Origin of the sequence: Streptomyces sp. NBC_00984 (assembly GCF_045162475.1) — a bacterium.
Taxonomy (GTDB): Bacteria; Actinomycetota; Actinomycetes; order Streptomycetales; family Streptomycetaceae; genus Streptomyces.
The window spans coordinates 6,587,619-6,603,385 of sequence record NZ_CP108734.1; the positions used below are offsets into that span (position 1 = coordinate 6,587,619).

Sequence of the window (15,767 nt, forward strand, 5' to 3'; positions counted from 1 at the left end):
TCATAGCGTGGGTCCATGAACCACACGCCGCGCATCCGCCCCGCAGTGAGCTGCACCCTGCTGGTCGTGACCCTGGTCGCAGGAGTGACCGCCTGTGGCGGGTCCGGCGGCCATCCGCTCGCGGAGAAGCCGTACGACGCTGTGGACGAGATCTCCTCCAACGCGTCGGACGGCGACGGGAAGGTCGACCCCGGCAAGCCGCTGGAGGTCACCGTCAACGACGGCGACGGCCGGATCACGGACGTGTCGGCCGTCGACACGACAGGCCGCCACCTCGCGGGCGAACTCGACGCCGACGGGCAGCGGTGGCACTCCACCCTCCCGCTCGCCGCCGGCACCCGGTACACCGTGCGGGTCAGCACGGAGGACGACGACGGCGCTCCGGGCGGCCGTACGCTCTCTTTCGGGACCACCTCCGCCAAGAAGTTCCTGAAGGTCGCCTTCGGCCCGCAGGCGGGCACCTATGGCGTCGGACAGCCCATCACGGCGGAACTCAGCGCTCCGATCAAGGACAAGGCGTCCAGGGCCAACGTCGAGCGCGCCCTCAGGGTCCGTTCGACACCCGCCGTGACCGGTTCCTGGTACTGGGTCGACGACAAGACCCTGCACTACCGCCCCAAGGTCTACTGGCCCGCCAGGGCCACCATCGACGTCACCAGCGGCCTGGCCGGGGTCAAGGTCACCGACGCCCTCTACGGCGCCCCCACGAAGGCGCTGAGGCTCACCACGGGCGACCGCATCGAGGCCGTCACGGACGCCGCGGCGCACTCGATGACGGTCAAGCGCAACGGGAAAGTGATCAACACCATTCCGGTGACGACCGGCAAGCCCGGCTTCTCCACCCGAAACGGCGTCAAGGTCGTACTGGGCAAGGAGTACAACGTACGTATGCGCGGGGAGACGATCGGCATCGCGGAGGGCTCCTCCGACTCGTACGACCTGCAGGTCTACTACGCGACGCGGGTCACCTGGAGCGGCGAGTACGTGCACGCGGCCCCCTGGTCCACCGGCTCGCAGGGGTACGCGAACGTCAGCCACGGCTGTACGGGCATGAGCACCAGCCAGGCCGAGTGGTTCTACAACACCGTGCGCCAGGGCGACATCGTCACGGTCGTGGGCAGCCAGGGCGAGACGATGACGCCGTTCGACAACGGTTACGGGGACTGGAACCTGTCCTGGGCCAAATGGCTGAAGGGCAGCGCCCTGCAGAAGAACACCACGCCGGACCGTACGGACACGATCCAGGCGGCGCGACTGCGTCCCGAGGTCTGACCGGACCGGGGAGTGCGCTGCCCCTCAGTGGGACCACGGACGAAACCGCGGCGCGACTCAGGCGTTCACGCAGTCCCTGCTGCGCAGCAGGGCGGCCAGTGCGTCCGCGAACCCGACCGGTTCGACCGGCAGGGTCACCGCGGCGTCCGCACGGCTCCAGGTGGCCAGCCAGGCGTCCTGCGGGCGCCCGATCAGCAGCAGTACCGGCGGGCAGTGGAAGATCTCGTCCTTGATCTGCCGGCAGACGCCCATGCCGCCCGCGGGCGCCGTCTCGCCGTCCAGCACGCAGACGTCGATGCCGCCGCGGTCCAGCGCCTCCAGCACGGCGGGCAGGGTGGCGCATTCCAGGAATTCCACCGGTGGCACATCGGCCGCGGGCCTGTGCCCGGCTGCCAGCCTCACCTGCTCACGGGTGTTGGCGTCGTCGCTGTAGACCAGGACCGTGGCGGTCGGCTGCATTGTTCCTCCGTGACATCTGTGTCTTCGGGGCTTTCCGGGCATGAACCGATGCGCGGATCGTACTCCGCCCGACGTCCTGTCAGCACTGCCCGGGACAGCGGATCCATGGGCCGTTCGGGGAGGACACACCCGCCTGACACACCGAACGGCACCCCCCGGGGTGAGGGCGGGATAAGCGACCGACATAATGTCGGTCGTGGCGACAGCAACGACAGTAGAAACCGGGCACGCGCACCCGTCGGTCAATCGACCGAACCTCACCAGCGTCGGAACCATCATCTGGTTGAGTTCCGAGCTGATGTTCTTCGCGGCCCTCTTCGCGATGTACTTCACCCTGCGATCGGTGATGGGACCGGACCACTGGAAGGAAATGGCTTCGGCCCTGAACTTCCCGTTCTCGGCGACGAACACCACGATCCTGGTGCTCTCCTCACTCACCTGCCAGCTCGGCGTCTTCGCCGCGGAGCGGGGCGATGTGAAGAAGCTCCGTGCCTGGTTCGTGATCACTTTCGTGATGGGTGCGATCTTCATCGGAGGCCAGGTCTTCGAGTACACCGAGCTGGTGAAGAAGGACGGCCTCTCGCTGTCCTCCGACCCGTACGGCTCGGTGTTCTACCTGACCACCGGCTTCCACGGTCTGCATGTGACAGGCGGTCTCATCGCCTTCCTGCTCGTTCTGGGCAGGACATACGCAGCCAAGAGGTTCACCCACGAACAGGCGACCGCCGCCATCGTCGTGTCCTATTACTGGCACTTCGTCGATGTCGTATGGATCGGCCTCTTCGCCACGATCTACATGATCAAGTAACCGGGCTCGAACCCGAACCACATCCAGCATCGACGCAGAAGATCCTGACACCGGGGTAATCCGTGAAAAAGCTCTCCGCACGACGACGCCATCCGTTGGCGGCGGTCGTCGTACTACTCCTCGCGCTGGCGGCCACTGGGGGGCTCTACGCCGCGTTTGCGCCCGCGAGTAAGGCGCAGGCCGACGAAACCGCCCAGTCCCTCGCCATCGACGAGGGCAAGAAGCTGTACTCCGTCGGTTGCGCCAGCTGCCACGGAACCGGCGGTCAGGGCACCACCGACGGGCCGAGCCTGGTCGGCGTGGGCTCCGCCGCCGTTGACTTCCAGGTCGGTACGGGCCGTATGCCGGCGCAGCAGCCCGGCGCCCAGGTGCCGAAGAAGAAGGTCATCTACAACCAGGCGCAGATCGATCAGCTCGCGGCGTACGTCGCGTCGCTCGGCGCCGGTCCGATCATTCCGACCAAGAACCAGGTCAGCCCTGACGGTGCGGACATCGCCAAGGGTGGCGACCTGTTCCGTACCAACTGCGCGCAGTGCCACAACTTCACCGGTGAGGGCGGCGCGCTGACGAACGGCAAGTACGCGCCCAGCCTTGAAGGCGTGGACCCGAAGCACATCTACGAGGCCATGCAGACCGGCCCGCAGAGCATGCCGTCCTTCCCGGACACGACGATGCCCGAGCAGCAGAAGCGGGACATCATCGCGTACATCCAGACCGTCAACAGCGCCCAGTCGGAGAACCCGGGTGGTCTGAAGCTGGGCGGCCTGGGGCCGGTCAGCGAGGGGCTGTTCGCCTGGATCTTCGGGCTCGGCGCACTGATCGCAGTTGCCATTTGGGTCGCGGCCCACACCGCTAAGGCCAAGAAGTCATGAGTAGCCAAGAGATTCCAGACGAGAACCTGCCCGCTGAGCAGGACACCGCGCACGGCGCGGTAGAGGTCGCGGACGACCCGTTCGCCGACCCGGGGCTGCCGGCCCACAAGCCGCGCATCCAGGACATCGACGAACAGGCCGCGAAGCGCTCCGAGCGCGCCGTGGCGTTCATGTTCACGCTGTCCATGCTGGCGACGATCGGCTTCATCGCCTCGTACGTCATCTTCCCGGTCGACAAGATCGTGTACATCTGGCCCTTCGGCCATGTGAGCGCGCTCAACTTCTCCCTGGGTCTGACCCTGGGCGTGGCCCTCTTCGCGATCGGCGCCGGCGCCGTCCACTGGGCGCGCACGCTGATGTCCGACGTGGAGGTCGCCGACGACCGGCACGCCATCGAGGCCGAGCCCGAGGTCAAGGCGAAGGTTCTGGCGGACTTCGCGGCAGGTGCCGAGGAGTCCGCGTTCGGACGGCGCAAGCTGATCCGCAACACCATGTTCGGCGCGCTGGCCCTGGTGCCGCTCTCCGGTGTGGTGCTGCTGCGCGACCTCGGGCCGCTGCCGGAGAAGAAGCTCCGCAACACCCTGTGGGCCAAGGGCAAGCAGCTCATCAACATGAACACGATGGAGCCGCTGCGTCCCGAGGACGTCGCCGTCGGTTCGCTGACCTTCGCCATGCCCGAGGGCCTGGACGAGGGCGCCGAGGACTTCCAGAACCAGATCGCCAAGGCCGCGCTGATGATCATCCGTATCCAGCCGGAGAACATCAAGGACAAGCGCGAGCGCGAGTGGGCCCACGAGGGAATCGTGGCCTTCTCCAAGATCTGCACCCACGTCGGCTGCCCGATCAGCCTGTACGAGCAGCAGACGCACCACGTGCTCTGCCCGTGCCACCAGTCCACCTTCGACCTCTCCGACGGCGCCCGCGTCATCTTCGGTCCGGCCGGTCACGCCCTTCCGCAGCTGCGGATCGGTGTGAACAGCGAGGGCAACCTCGAGGCGCTCGGTGACTTCGATGAGCCCGTCGGTCCTGCATTCTGGGAGCGCGGATGAGTACTGCGACCGACACACAGCGCAAGGCGCCCGCCGGTGAGCGGGTGGCCGACTGGGCGGACGGCCGGCTCGGGATCTACTCCCTGGCCAAGGCCAACATGCGCAAGATCTTCCCGGACCACTGGTCCTTCATGCTCGGTGAGATCGCTCTCTACAGCTTCATCATCATCATCCTCACGGGTGTGTATCTGACGCTGTTCTTCCACCCGAGCATGAACGAGGTCGTGTACCACGGCTCGTACGAGCCGATGCAGGGCATCCGGATGTCCGAGGCCTACGCCTCGACGCTGGACATCAGCTTCGACGTCCGTGGTGGTCTGCTGGTCCGGCAGATCCACCACTGGGCCGCGCTGATCTTCCTGGCCGGCATGTTCGTGCACATGATGCGCGTCTTCTTCACGGGTGCGTTCCGCAAGCCGCGTGAGATCAACTGGCTGTTCGGCTTCCTGCTGTTCGTGCTGGGCATGTTCACCGGCTTCACCGGCTACTCGCTGCCGGACGACCTGCTGTCCGGTACGGGTGTCCGCTTCACCCAGGGCGCGATCCTGTCGATGCCGGTCGTCGGCACGTACATCTCGATGTTCCTGTTCGGCGGAGAGTTCCCCGGCCACGACTTCGTCGCCCGGTTCTACTCGATCCACATCCTGCTGCTGCCGGGCATCATGCTCGGCCTGCTGGTGGCGCACCTGATCCTGGTCTTCTACCACAAGCACACGCAGTTCGCGGGTCCCGGCCGCACCAACAAGAACGTCGTCGGCATGCCGCTGCTGCCGGTGTACATGGCGAAGGCCGGCGGTTTCTTCTTCCTGGTCTTCGGCATCATCGCCATCATCGCGGCCATCGCCTCGATCAACCCGATCTGGGCCATCGGCCCGTACCGCCCGGACCAGGTGTCCACCGGCGCCCAGCCCGACTGGTACATGGGCTTCGCCGAGGGTCTGATCCGAGTGATGCCCGGCTGGGAGATCAACCTCTGGGGTCACACGCTGGTCCTGGGTGTGTTCATCCCGCTGATGGCCTTCGGACTGGTGCTCGCGATCATCGCGGTCTACCCGTTCGTCGAGTCCTGGGTCACCGGCGACAAGCGCGAGCACCACATCCTGGACCGCCCGCGCAACGCCCCGACCCGGACGGCCTTCGGTGTCGCCTGGATCACCGAGTACGTCATCGTCTTCATCGGCGGTGGCAACGACCTGTGGGCCACGCACTTCCACCTGTCGCTGAACGCCATCTCCTGGTTCGTCCGGATCTTCATCTTCGTCGGCCCGGTCCTCGCGTTCATCGCCACCCGGCGGATCTGCCTCGGCCTCCAGCGCCGCGACAAGGAGAAGGTGCTGCACGGGCGCGAGTCCGGCATCATCAAGCGCCTGCCGCACGGTGAGTTCGTCGAGATCCACGAGCCGCTCGGCCCCGAGCAGCTGCACACCCTCACCGCGCACGAGCAGTACAAGCCGGTCGAGATCGGCCCGACGGTCGACGAGAACGGTGTCGAGCGCAAGGCGTCGGTCCTGCAGAAGCTGCGGGCCCGGCTCAGCAAGGGCTACTTCGGCGAGGACAACCAGATCGCCAAGCCCACCGCCGAGGAGTACAAGGAGATCACCAGCGGCCACGGTCACCACTGATCGCTTGAACTGATCGCCACAGCAGGAGCCCCGTCCATTCGATGGACGGGGCTCTTTGCCGTCCACGGCGCTCGATAGGGTGGAGGCAATCCCTTTTACCGGCTGTGGACCCAGGAGCGGACCATGAACGTTGTGACCCCGATCGGCGGCGACAGCGTGGCGGACCGTTCCTGGCCCGGCATGCTGAACCCCCTGCTGCGCGGTGAGAACCTCACCGCCGACGACACCGCGTGGGCGATGGACCGCATCATGAGCGGCGAGGCGACCGATGTGCAGATCGCCGGGTTCGCGGTGGCGCTGCGGGCCAAGGGCGAGACGATCGACGAGGTGTCCGGCCTGGTACGGGCGATGTACGAGCACGCCAACACCATCCACGTACCCGGTCGTACGGTCGACATCGTCGGCACCGGCGGCGACCTCGCCAAGACGGTCAACATCTCCACCATGTCGGCGATCGTCATCGCCGGCACCGGCGCCAAGGTCGTCAAGCACGGCAACCGCGCCTCCTCGTCGGCGAGCGGTTCCTCCGATGTGCTGGAGAAGCTCGGCGTCAACCTGGACCTCTCCGCGCAGCGGGTCGTCGAGGTCGCCGAGGAGGCGGGCATCACCTTCTGCTTCGCGGTGAAGTTCCACCCCGCCCTGCGCTACGTCTCCAGGGCCCGCAAGGAGCTCGGCGCGCCGACGACGTTCAACATCCTCGGGCCGCTCACCAACCCGGCCCGGGTGCGTTCGCAGGCCGTCGGCGTGGCCGACCTGAAGATGGCGCCCATCGTCGCCGGGGTGCTGGCCGGGCGCGGCAATTCGGCGCTGGTCTTCCGCGGCGACGACGGTCTGGACGAGCTGACGACGACCGCGACCTCGCGGGTCTGGGTGGTCCGGGACGGAGCGGTGCGCGAGGAGGCGTTCGACCCGCGCGACGTCGGTCTGGAACTGGTGCCCGTGCAGGCCCTGCGCGGTGCGGACGCCTCGTACAACGCCGATGTGGCCCGCCGGGTGCTGGGCGGCGAGCGGGGACCGGTGCGCGATGCCGTACTGCTCAACTCGGCGGCGGCGCTGGTGGCGCTGGACGCGGCGGACGGCACGCTGAACGAGCAGCTCGCGGCCGGGATGGCGAAGGCCGCCGAGTCCATCGACTCCGGGGCGGCGGCACGTGCGCTGGAGCGCTGGGTGGCGGCCAGCAACGCCTGAAACAGGCGGAAATGTGGCGCAGGGCGCAGTCCGGATCCTGGACTGCGCCTTGCGCGTCTTCAGGCGTATGGCAAGATGCTGGTCAGGTCATGAGTGACAGCGACTACGGCCCCGGCCCGCTGTCCGGCAACCCTCCGTCCGTGGCGGGGTGCCCCGGGTGAAGACCAGGCCGTAGGCAGCGAGGTCTGCGGCAAGCGCGGGCCCCTCGGCATCTGTGAATGCCAACCCCCGGGGTCCTGGTCCCTAGGGAGTCTCTTGTGAGCACGCGAATGCGATAGGGCCGTCGGCCCTCCTCCGCACACCCCTCTTTTCTCCGCTGCGCTGCCGCGTTTCCGCCGGCGCATGCAATTCGCCTGCCTCTTACGGGAGTTCGCCATGTCTGTCTTCACCGCTGCCGCCGACCAGTCGTTTTGTGCCCCTCTGTCGGTTCTGGGCAAGGATGTGACGGTTCCGCTGGTCACGGGCGGTGAGGTCACCTACGCCGCTCTCGACTACGCCGCCAGCGCCCCCGCCCTCCAGCGCGTCTGGGACGACGTCGCCGCGTACGCCCCGTACTACGGCAGCGTCCACCGCGGGGCCGGTTACCTCTCGCAGCTCTCCACGGACCTCTTCGAGAACAGCCGCGCGACCGTCGCGGAGTTCCTCGGCTGCCGCGCCGACGACCAGGTGATCTTCACCCGCTCGACCACCGACTCGCTGAACCTGCTGGCCGCGGTCGTCCCGGCCGACTGCCAGGTCTTCGTGTACGAGACCGAGCACCACGCCTCGCTGCTGCCGTGGCGCGATGCCCGGGTGACCTACCTGAACGCCCCGCGCACCCCCGCCCAGGCCGTCGAGACGCTGGAGCGGGCGCTCGCCGACCGCGAGCCCTACGGCCCCGCGCTGGTCTGCGTCACCGGCGCCTCCAACGTCACCGGCGAGCTGTGGCCGGTGAAGGAGCTGGCCGCCGCCGCGCACGCGCACGGTGCCCGGATCGTGCTGGACGCCGCGCAGCTCGCCCCGCACCACCCCGTCGACATTGCCGAGCTGGACGTCGACTGGGTCGCCTTCTCCGGACACAAGCTGTACGCGCCCTTCGGCTCGGGCGTCCTCGCCGGCCGGTCCGACTGGCTGCAGCAGGCCGAGCCCTACCTCGCCGGCGGCGGCGCCTCGCGCAAGGTCGCCCGCCGCACCGACGGCGGCGTGGACGTCGAATGGCACTCCACCGCCGCCCGCCACGAGGCCGGTTCCCCCAACGTCATCGGGGTGTACTCCATCGCCTCCGCCTGCAAGGCGCTCACCGAGGCGGGCTTCGACAACCTGGTCGCCCGGGAGCAGCACCTCGTGGGCGCGGTCCGGGCCGGCCTGGCCGAGGTCCCCGAGGTCAAGGTGCTCTCGCTGTTCGGCGACGAGGCCCCGCGGGTCGGCGTCATCTCCTTCGTGGTGGAGGGCTGGAACAGCTCGCACTTCGCCGCCGCCCTCTCCGCCGAGTACGGCATCGGGGTCCGCGACGGCCTGTTCTGCGCCCACCCGCTGGTCCGCACCCTGCTGGGCAGCGACCCGCAGGAGGTCGGGGAGTGCGGCGCGCCGGAGGCCGAGCCGGGCGAGAGCTCGCTCAACGCGATCCGGGTGAGCTTCGGCGCCGGTACGCCGGACGAGCACATCGAGCGCTTCGTCCGCGCGGTCAAGGAACTGGTGAGCAAGGGCGCCCAGTGGAAGTACCGCACCGAGGACGGCCGCTGCGTCCCGGACCGGGGTGCGGCGCAGCTCTGACGGGCACACAGCACTTCGGCGGGGGACGGGCAGCCGAGCCCGTCCCCCGCCGAAGTGTCACGCCGTGGGGGTGTGCCTACGCGTCGAGGCCGATGGCGAAGGCGGCCTCCAGGTCGTGCTGCGAGTAGGTACGGAACGCCACATGCGTGTCGGTGGCCTCGACGCCGGGGATCTTGCTGATCCGGCCGGGGATGACGTCGGCCAGATCGTCGTGCTTGGCCACCCGGACCATGGCGATCAGGTCGTACGTACCGGTGACCGAGAAGACCTCGCTGACGCTGTCCAGCGCGGCGATGGCCTCGGCGATCTCGGGAATCCGGTCCACGCTGGTTTTGATGAGCACGATCGCGGTGATCACGGCTGGCTTTCTCCCTCGGTGGCCGTGGCTGGTGCCTTCACTCTATCCGTACGCCGGTAACGCCCCCAGGCGTAGAGAAAGCCCAGGGCGAAGCCCACCACATGGGCCAGATAGGCCACGCCCGGCCCCCCGCTGCCCGCGCCCTGGACCGCCAGCCACTGCAGGACGAACCAGAAGACCAGCACGATCCAGGCGGGGAAGCGCAGCGGCAGGAAGAAGAGGAACGGGAACAGGCTGGTGACCCGGGCCCTGGGGAAGAGGTACAGGAACGCCCCGAGCACCGCCGAGATCGCCCCCGAGGCGCCCACCAGCGTCTGGTCGGACGTGGCGTGGGCCGCCGCGTAGGCGACCAGGGCGAGATAGCCGCTGATGACGTAGAAGAAGGTGAACCCGACCCGGCCCATGCGCTCCTCGGTCATCGCCCCGAACACGTACAGGAAGAGCACGTTGCCGAGCAGGTGCAGCCAGCTGCCGTGCACGAAGAGGGCGGTGAGCGGGGCGAGCAGGGCGTGTGCGGAGCCGTCCCACAGCTCGCTCGGGATCACGCCCCACCGTTCGAAGTACCCCGCCTGGGCGGCCAGCAGGGCGTCGGCGGTTCCGGGGACCGGGTTGAAGCCGGACAGCGGGCTGATCACGAAGACCAGGGCGCAGACCGCGATCAGGGCATGGGTCACCAGTGGTCCACCGGTGACCGTCCGTAGCAGTCCGCCGGACAGCCTGCCGGCCACAGCTCGCCGATCGATCATGAACAGAGCATGACGCAACCGGAGGGAACGGGACAGACCGCCTCGCCGTGTCGGGGGGACGCGGTGAGGCCGTAGGGTTACGGCAGGACATCCGCAGTTCGACGGCGCACCGCGAGATCCTTGAAGCAAGGCAGCACGAGGCTCGACGAAAGAGGACGCAACGATGACGACGGTTCCCCAGCCGACCGACGGGACTCGCTGGCGTTGCACGCTCTGCGGAAATCTCACGCGCTTCGACGTGACGCGCTCCTCGAAGGTCGTCGAATACGTCCATCTCGACCTGGCCGGTGAGTCCAGCGTCGAGGAACGCGAGGTGGTCAGTGAGACCATCGAGTCGGTGCGCTGCCGTTGGTGCAACGCGGTGGACCAGATCGAACTGGTGGACAGGCCGGGTGCCGACTCCTGACGGAGCCGCGCCCACAGACATTTGGGGTGACGGATGGTGGAGCAGCCCGATAGCGGCGCCGAGTCGGCCGAGGCGGCCGACGGCGCCGTCGAGGCGCTCGACCGCCCGCTGCCCGAAGGCGTACGGCGGCGGGTCGTCGCACTGGTCTCGGACGCGTTCGGCGGCCTGACGGTCACCGAACTCCCGGCCCAGCTGCGGCAGTACGCCCGCTTCACCCCGACCCGGCGGGCCAAGTTCGCCGGGAACGCGATGGCGGCCGCCCTGGAGAGTGACGCGCTGTTCCGGCAGCGCATCGGTGAGCGGCTCAAGGAGGGGCAGCCCGAGCTGACCGCTGCCCTGGAGGCCGGTGCGCCGCCTGCCGCCGCCGACCCCGTCGATGTGGCCGCGGCGGCGTATGTGCTGCGCCCGCCGGGCTGGGTGAAGCTGGTCGCCGCCGCCGGCGAAGAGGTCCAGCGCGCGGACGCCGAGCGCGCCGACGAGGAGAGCCGCCGCGAACTGGAGCGGCTGCGCGAGGAGCTCGTCCGGGCCCGCTCGCAGACGAAGAGCGAGACGGAGCGGCTGCGCGCCGAGCTGGACGCGGCCCGCAAGGAGGCCGAATCCCTCCAGCGCAAGCTGCGCAGCGCCGTCAACGAGGTCAGGCGCGGCGAGGCCGCGCTGCGCCGCAGCCGCGCCGAGACCGACGCCGTACGGTCCGAGACGGCCGCCCAGGTCTCCGCCGCCGAGAGCGAGAGCCGCCGGCTCAAGGCGCGGCTCGGTGAGGCCGAGGCGTCCGTGGAGGCGGGCCGCCGGGCCGCCAGGGAGGGCCGCTCGGTCGAGGACATGCGGCTGCGGCTGCTGCTGGACACGGTGCTCGACGCGGCGAGCGGGCTCCGGCGCGAACTCGCCCTGCCGCCCTCCTCGATCCGTCCCGCCGACAGTGTCGACGCCGTCGAGCCGGGCCGGATGTCGCCCAAGGACATTGCCGCCAGGGCCCTTTCGGAGACCGACCCGGCCCTGCTCGACCAGCTGCTCGCGCTGCCGCAGGCGCATCTGATCGTCGACGGCTACAACGTCACCAAGACCGGCTATCCGCAGCTGCCGCTGGAGAAGCAGCGGCTGCGGCTGCTGGGCGGCCTCGCGGTGCTCGCGGCACAGACCGGCGCCGAGATGACCTGTGTCTTCGACGGGGCCGAGCTGGCGGCCCCGGTGCTGCTCGCGCCGCCGCGCGGGGTCCGGGTGCTGTTCAGCAAGCCCGGCGTGACCGCCGACGAACTCATCCGTCAGCTGGCGCGCGCCGAACCTCCGGGCAGGCCCGTCGTGGTGGTCTCCACCGACCGCGAAGTCGCCGACGGAGTGGCGAAGGCGGGCGCCAGGCCCGTTGCGTCCGTCTTGCTCCTGAAGCGCCTTTCGCGCGTCTAGCGGCACTTGTCGGGTCTCGGTGGAATTGAGGGAACGGACCGTCAGGTCGCAGCTACACCCCGTGTGTCGAGGGTAAAGAAGTGCGGTCTGTGACGAGATTTTTCTGGTGAGGATTTGAACTGATCACAAGTTGGTCACTAGGGTCGGGCCTCGAACCTTCGCACGGTTGATCACCCATCCGGGGTGACGGCGAAGACACCGCCGAGTCCGTGACGTGCACGGAGCCGGGGATTCGAATCCCCCACAGCCCGGTAGGCGGCTCGAGGAAGAAGGAGCTCGCCTTCGTGGCGTCCCACCGTCGTCCCAAGCAGCCGAGCCGCGCCCGTGTGACCGTGCTCACCGCGACCGCCGCCGCGGCCGTGGCCCTGACCTCCCAGGCGGCCCACGCCGACCCGAAGCCCTCCAAGGGCGAGGTCAAGGCGAAGGTCGAGAAGCTCAACCACGAGGCCGGCGCCGCCAATGAGCAGTACTACGGCGCCAAGGAGAAGCAGCAGAAGCTGGAGAAGGAAGTCGGCGCGCTGCAGGACAAGGTGGCCCGCGGTCAGCAGGAGATCAACAACCTGCGCAACGGCCTCGGTTCGCTCGCCGCCGCGCAGTACCGCTCCGGTGGCATCGACCCGTCGGTGCAGCTCTTCCTCTCCTCCAACCCGGACAGCTTCCTCGACGAGGCCTCGGCCCTCGACCAGTTGACGGCCAAGCAGACCGAGACCCTGGGGAAGATCCAGGAGAAGCAGCGGGTCCTCGCGCAGGAGCGCAAGGAGGCCCAGGACAAGCTCGGCGACCTCGCGGACGTGCGCAAGACGCTCGGCGCGAAGAAGAAGAAGCTCCAGGACAAGCTGGCCGAGGCGCAGCGCCTGCTCAACACGATGACCCAGGCCGAGCGCACGAAGATGCGCAATGACGAACAGCGCGCCAGCCGCGCCGCGAGCGACCGGGTCGACCTGGGCAAGGAGGTCCCCGCCTCCGCCTGGGGTGCCGCCGCCCTGAACGCCGCCGCCACCCAGGAGGGCAAGCCGTACCAGAGGGGCGGCACCGGCCCCGGGGCCTTCGACTGCTCCGGGCTGACCCAGTGGGCCTACGCCCAGGCCAACGTCCAGATCTCCCGGGTCACGTACACCCAGGTCAACGACGGCGTCCACATCGGGCGCAGCGCGCTGAAGCCGGGCGACCTGGTCTTCTTCAACAACACCGAGCACGTGGGCCTCTACGCGGGCAACAACACCGTCCTGCACGCCCCGTACCCGGGCACGTTCGTCCGCTACGAGTCGATGAACACCATCGGCAGCTTCCAGTTCGGCGTGCGCGTCGGCTGACGACGCCCGAACGGGCGAATTCCCGCGCCCGCGCAGACAGCCCGCCCCGCCGGAGACCACAGGTCACCGGCGGGGCGTCGCCTTTTCTGCCGCCCTTCCGTACGGCGCGGTCGTTGGTCGCTCCGTGATCGCCCGACTACTGTCTGCCTGCCGTGCAGCTCCCGGTCGTCGGTCCGCCCGCCCCGGGCGGCAGGGGCTGCGCGCGTCTGCGTACCGCGGAAGGGAGTGCGGCGTCCTGTGGTGTCCCATCGCCGTTCCACACAGCCCGGCCTCAATCTCGGGGTCCGGGCCACCGTTCTGTCGGCCGCGGCGGCGACCGCGGCCGCCACCCTCGGGGTGGCCACCGCGAACGCCGACCCGCAGGACACCCCCCGGAGCGCCAAGGCCCGCATCGACCGGCTGTACACCGAGGCCGAGCGGGCCACCGAGCAGTACAACAAGGCCGGTGAGAACGCAGGCCGGCTGCGCGGCGAGGTCGGCCGGGCCCAGGACCGGGCGGCCCGCGGCCAGGAACGGCTCAACCGGATGCGTACGGCGCTCGGTTCGGCGGCGAGCGCGCAGTACCGTTCCGGCGGCATCGACCCCTCGCTCGCCCTGCTGCTCTCCTCCGACCCGGACAGCTACCTCGACCGGGCGGCCGTACTGGAGCGCCTGACCGACCTTCAGGCCGCCGAGCTGCGGGAACTCCAGCAGGTCCAGCGCGGGCTCGTGCAGACCCGCGCGGAGGCGGCCCGCGCGCTGGCCGAGCTGGAGCGCAACCGGGCGGACGCCACCCGTCACAAACGCACCGTCGAGCGCAAGCTCGCCGAGGCCAGGAAGCTGCTGAACGCGCTGCCCGGCGCCGACCGGGCGGAGTTCCAGCGGGCCTCGCGCTCCGGCCGCGACGGCGCGTACCCGGCGATGGCCGATCTGCCGGCCGGCTCCGCGCGCGCGGCGGTCGCCGTCATGGCGGTCCGGCAGGCACTGGGCCGCCCGTACATCTGGGGGGCCAACGGGCCGGCCGGATTCGACTGCTCCGGGCTGATGCAGTGGGCGTACGCCCAGGCCGGGGTCAGCCTGCCGCGGACCTCGCAGGCCCAGCGGTACGCGGGACACATGGTGCCGCTCTCCGAGGCCCGCCCCGGCGATCTGGTCGCCTACCGCGCGGACGCCGGCCACATCGCGATGTACGTCGGCAACGGCCAGGTGATCCACGCCCCGTACCCCGGGGCCCCGGTGCGCTACGACCCCGTCGGCATGATGCCCGTCTCGTCGGTCACCCGCGTCTGACCGTACCCTCGATCGGGTGAGCGAACGGCGGGGACGGAACGGCGGGCGGCGCGCGGCGGGTGCGCTGCTCGCCGGACTGCTGCTCGCCTCCGGCTGCGCGGCCCCCGACGACGGCGCCGCCCCGGACGCGACCGCCCGCGCCGTCCGCGCCACGCTGGACCGCCGGGCGGCCGCCGTGCTGGACCACGACACGGACGCCTACCTGGCCACGACGGACCCCGAAGCCACCGGGCTGCGCACGGCCCAGCGCCGGGAGCTCGCCAACCTCGCGGACATACCGCTGAGCTCGTGGACGTACCGGCTGCGCGACGTGACCGCGCGGGGCACCGACCGGGCCACCGCGGACGTCGAGCTGCGCTACCGGATCAAGGGCTACGACGCCGCCCCGGTCGCCGCGGACCGGGTGTTCGACCTGAGACGGGACCGGGCGGACGGCCGCTGGTACGTCGTCGGGGACCGGGCGGAGGGGGACGGCGTCCAGCAGCTCTGGCAGCAGGGCGACGTCCGGGTGGTGCCCGGGAAGCACAGCCTCGTGCTCGGCGTCGGCCGCACGGAGCAGGAGCTGCGCGCCATCGCCCGGACCGCGGACCGCGCGGTGCCCGCCGTGTCCGACGCCTGGCCGGAACGCTGGGCGGGCCGCGTGGTGGTGCTCGTACCGCGCAGGGTGGAGGACATGGCGGGGCTGCTGGGGTCGTCGGCGGACTACCGGGGCATCGCCGCCGTCACCACCGGGCAGACCGGCGGCGCGGGCCGGGCCCCCGCGGACCGGGTGATCGTCAACCCGCAGGCGTACGGCACCCTCGGCACCTTCGGGCAGCGGATCGTCCTCACCCACGAGACCACCCACGTCGCCACCCGCACCCGCACCTCCGCCGCGACCCCGACCTGGCTCTCCGAAGGCTTCGCGGACTGGACGGCCTACCGCTCCGAGGACCGCACCGCCGCACAGATCGCGCCCGAACTCGCGGACGCCGTGCGGCGCGGCGACCCGCCCGCCGAGCTCCCCACGGACGAGGACTTCGGCTTCGCGGGCGACCCGGCGCGCCTGGCGAGGGCGTACGAGGGCGGCTGGGCGGCCTGCGAGCTGATCGCCGACCACTGGGGCGAGAAGAAGCTGTTGGCCTTCTACCGGGCCGTCGGAGGGCACCCGGGACGGGACGGAGCGGTGGAGCAGGCCATGCACGAGGTGCTCGACACGACCCCGCAGGACTTCACCGCACTCTGGCGGGAGCAACTGCGCTCCTGGCTCGGCTGA

15 protein-coding genes and 1 riboswitch are annotated in these 15,767 nt (G+C 69.9%); of the genes, 12 read left to right on the forward strand and 3 right to left on the reverse strand.

Annotated elements, in window-relative coordinates; all coding sequences use genetic code 11:
• Positions 1–15 precede the first annotated feature (15 nt).
• Complete coding sequence (locus OG520_RS29430) at positions 16–1,272, forward strand: Ig-like domain-containing protein (RefSeq protein ID WP_406015189.1); 1,257 nt, start codon at positions 16–18, stop codon at positions 1,270–1,272.
• Positions 1,273–1,329: 57 nt separating this feature from the next.
• Here the strand turns inward: OG520_RS29430 and OG520_RS29435 are convergent, their stop codons facing one another.
• A complete protein-coding gene (locus OG520_RS29435) occupies positions 1,330–1,731 on the reverse strand; it encodes a hypothetical protein (RefSeq protein WP_399325986.1) in 402 nt (133 codons plus the stop codon).
• Between the two features lie 187 nt (positions 1,732–1,918).
• On the opposite strand from OG520_RS29435, the gene OG520_RS29440 reads away from it, so the two are divergent.
• From OG520_RS29440 to OG520_RS29465, 6 genes are all read left to right on the forward strand, one after another.
• On the forward strand, positions 1,919–2,539 hold the full coding sequence (locus OG520_RS29440) for a heme-copper oxidase subunit III (RefSeq protein ID WP_030933584.1): 621 nt from the start codon (positions 1,919–1,921) through the stop codon (positions 2,537–2,539).
• Positions 2,540–2,601: 62 nt separating this feature from the next.
• Complete coding sequence (locus tag OG520_RS29445; RefSeq protein WP_266420309.1) at positions 2,602–3,411, forward strand: c-type cytochrome; 810 nt, start codon at positions 2,602–2,604, stop codon at positions 3,409–3,411.
• Positions 3,408–4,460 carry a Rieske 2Fe-2S domain-containing protein gene (locus OG520_RS29450; RefSeq protein WP_399325984.1) on the forward strand — a complete coding sequence of 351 codons (1,053 nt, stop codon included), beginning with the start codon at positions 3,408–3,410 and terminating at the stop codon, positions 4,458–4,460. The genes OG520_RS29445 and OG520_RS29450 overlap by 4 nt, the downstream gene beginning before the upstream one ends.
• On the forward strand, positions 4,457–6,082 hold the full coding sequence (locus tag OG520_RS29455; RefSeq protein ID WP_406015190.1) for a cytochrome bc complex cytochrome b subunit: 1,626 nt from the start codon (positions 4,457–4,459) through the stop codon (positions 6,080–6,082). Before OG520_RS29450 ends, OG520_RS29455 begins: the two co-directional genes overlap by 4 nt.
• Before the next feature lie 123 nt (positions 6,083–6,205).
• Positions 6,206–7,270, forward strand: coding sequence for an anthranilate phosphoribosyltransferase (gene trpD, locus OG520_RS29460; protein WP_266420317.1), 1,065 nt, complete (start codon positions 6,206–6,208; stop codon positions 7,268–7,270).
• Between the two features lie 85 nt (positions 7,271–7,355).
• A riboswitch (SAM riboswitch) is annotated at positions 7,356–7,473 on the forward strand.
• A gap of 172 nt (positions 7,474–7,645) precedes the next feature.
• The gene (locus OG520_RS29465; RefSeq protein ID WP_406015191.1) at positions 7,646–9,022 is read left to right on the forward strand and encodes an aminotransferase class V-fold PLP-dependent enzyme; all 1,377 of its coding nucleotides are present in this window, start codon (positions 7,646–7,648) and stop codon (positions 9,020–9,022) included.
• 76 nt (positions 9,023–9,098) lie between these two features.
• On the opposite strand, the gene OG520_RS29470 is transcribed toward OG520_RS29465, so the two are convergent.
• The gene (locus OG520_RS29470; protein ID WP_093543818.1) at positions 9,099–9,380 is read right to left on the reverse strand and encodes an Lrp/AsnC family transcriptional regulator; all 282 of its coding nucleotides are present in this window, start codon (positions 9,378–9,380) and stop codon (positions 9,099–9,101) included.
• A complete protein-coding gene (locus OG520_RS29475; RefSeq protein WP_389970413.1) occupies positions 9,377–10,126 on the reverse strand; it encodes a rhomboid family intramembrane serine protease in 750 nt (249 codons plus the stop codon). The genes OG520_RS29470 and OG520_RS29475 overlap by 4 nt, the downstream gene beginning before the upstream one ends.
• Positions 10,127–10,289: 163 nt before the next feature.
• Here OG520_RS29475 and OG520_RS29480 point away from each other — a divergent pair, with 163 nt between their 5' ends.
• The 5 genes from OG520_RS29480 (at position 10,290) to OG520_RS29500 (ending at position 15,767) form a co-directional block, all read left to right on the forward strand.
• Positions 10,290–10,532, forward strand: a complete 243-nt coding sequence (locus OG520_RS29480; RefSeq protein ID WP_014156692.1) for a hypothetical protein — start codon at positions 10,290–10,292, stop codon at positions 10,530–10,532.
• 36 nt (positions 10,533–10,568) lie between these two features.
• Positions 10,569–11,930: an NYN domain-containing protein gene (locus OG520_RS29485; protein ID WP_406015192.1), complete on the forward strand. Its 1,362-nt coding sequence runs from the start codon at positions 10,569–10,571 to the stop codon at positions 11,928–11,930.
• A 284-nt stretch (positions 11,931–12,214) separates the two neighbouring features.
• On the forward strand, positions 12,215–13,243 hold the full coding sequence (locus tag OG520_RS29490) for an NlpC/P60 family protein (protein WP_399325974.1): 1,029 nt from the start codon (positions 12,215–12,217) through the stop codon (positions 13,241–13,243).
• 237 nt (positions 13,244–13,480) lie between these two features.
• Entirely contained in the window at positions 13,481–14,512 is a 1,032-nt protein-coding gene (locus OG520_RS29495) for an NlpC/P60 family protein (RefSeq protein WP_406015193.1), read from the forward strand.
• 16 nt (positions 14,513–14,528) lie between these two features.
• On the forward strand, positions 14,529–15,767 hold the full coding sequence (locus tag OG520_RS29500) for a hypothetical protein (RefSeq protein WP_406015194.1): 1,239 nt from the start codon (positions 14,529–14,531) through the stop codon (positions 15,765–15,767).

Bases quoted from the DNA above. Each gene is read 5' to 3' on its own strand.
- OG520_RS29430 (WP_406015189.1), top strand. From the start codon at position 16: ATGAACCACACGCCGCGCATCCGCCCCGCAGTGAGCTGCACCCTGCTG.
- OG520_RS29435 (WP_399325986.1), bottom strand. From the start codon at position 1,731: ATGCAGCCGACCGCCACGGTCCTGGTCTACAGCGACGACGCCAACACC.
- OG520_RS29440 (WP_030933584.1), top strand. From the start codon at position 1,919: ATGTCGGTCGTGGCGACAGCAACGACAGTAGAAACCGGGCACGCGCAC.
- OG520_RS29450 (WP_399325984.1), top strand. From the start codon at position 3,408: ATGAGTAGCCAAGAGATTCCAGACGAGAACCTGCCCGCTGAGCAGGAC.
- OG520_RS29455 (WP_406015190.1), top strand. From the start codon at position 4,457: ATGAGTACTGCGACCGACACACAGCGCAAGGCGCCCGCCGGTGAGCGG.
- trpD (WP_266420317.1), top strand. From the start codon at position 6,206: ATGAACGTTGTGACCCCGATCGGCGGCGACAGCGTGGCGGACCGTTCC.
- OG520_RS29465 (WP_406015191.1), top strand. From the start codon at position 7,646: ATGTCTGTCTTCACCGCTGCCGCCGACCAGTCGTTTTGTGCCCCTCTG.
- OG520_RS29475 (WP_389970413.1), bottom strand. From the start codon at position 10,126: ATGATCGATCGGCGAGCTGTGGCCGGCAGGCTGTCCGGCGGACTGCTA.
- OG520_RS29480 (WP_014156692.1), top strand. From the start codon at position 10,290: ATGACGACGGTTCCCCAGCCGACCGACGGGACTCGCTGGCGTTGCACG.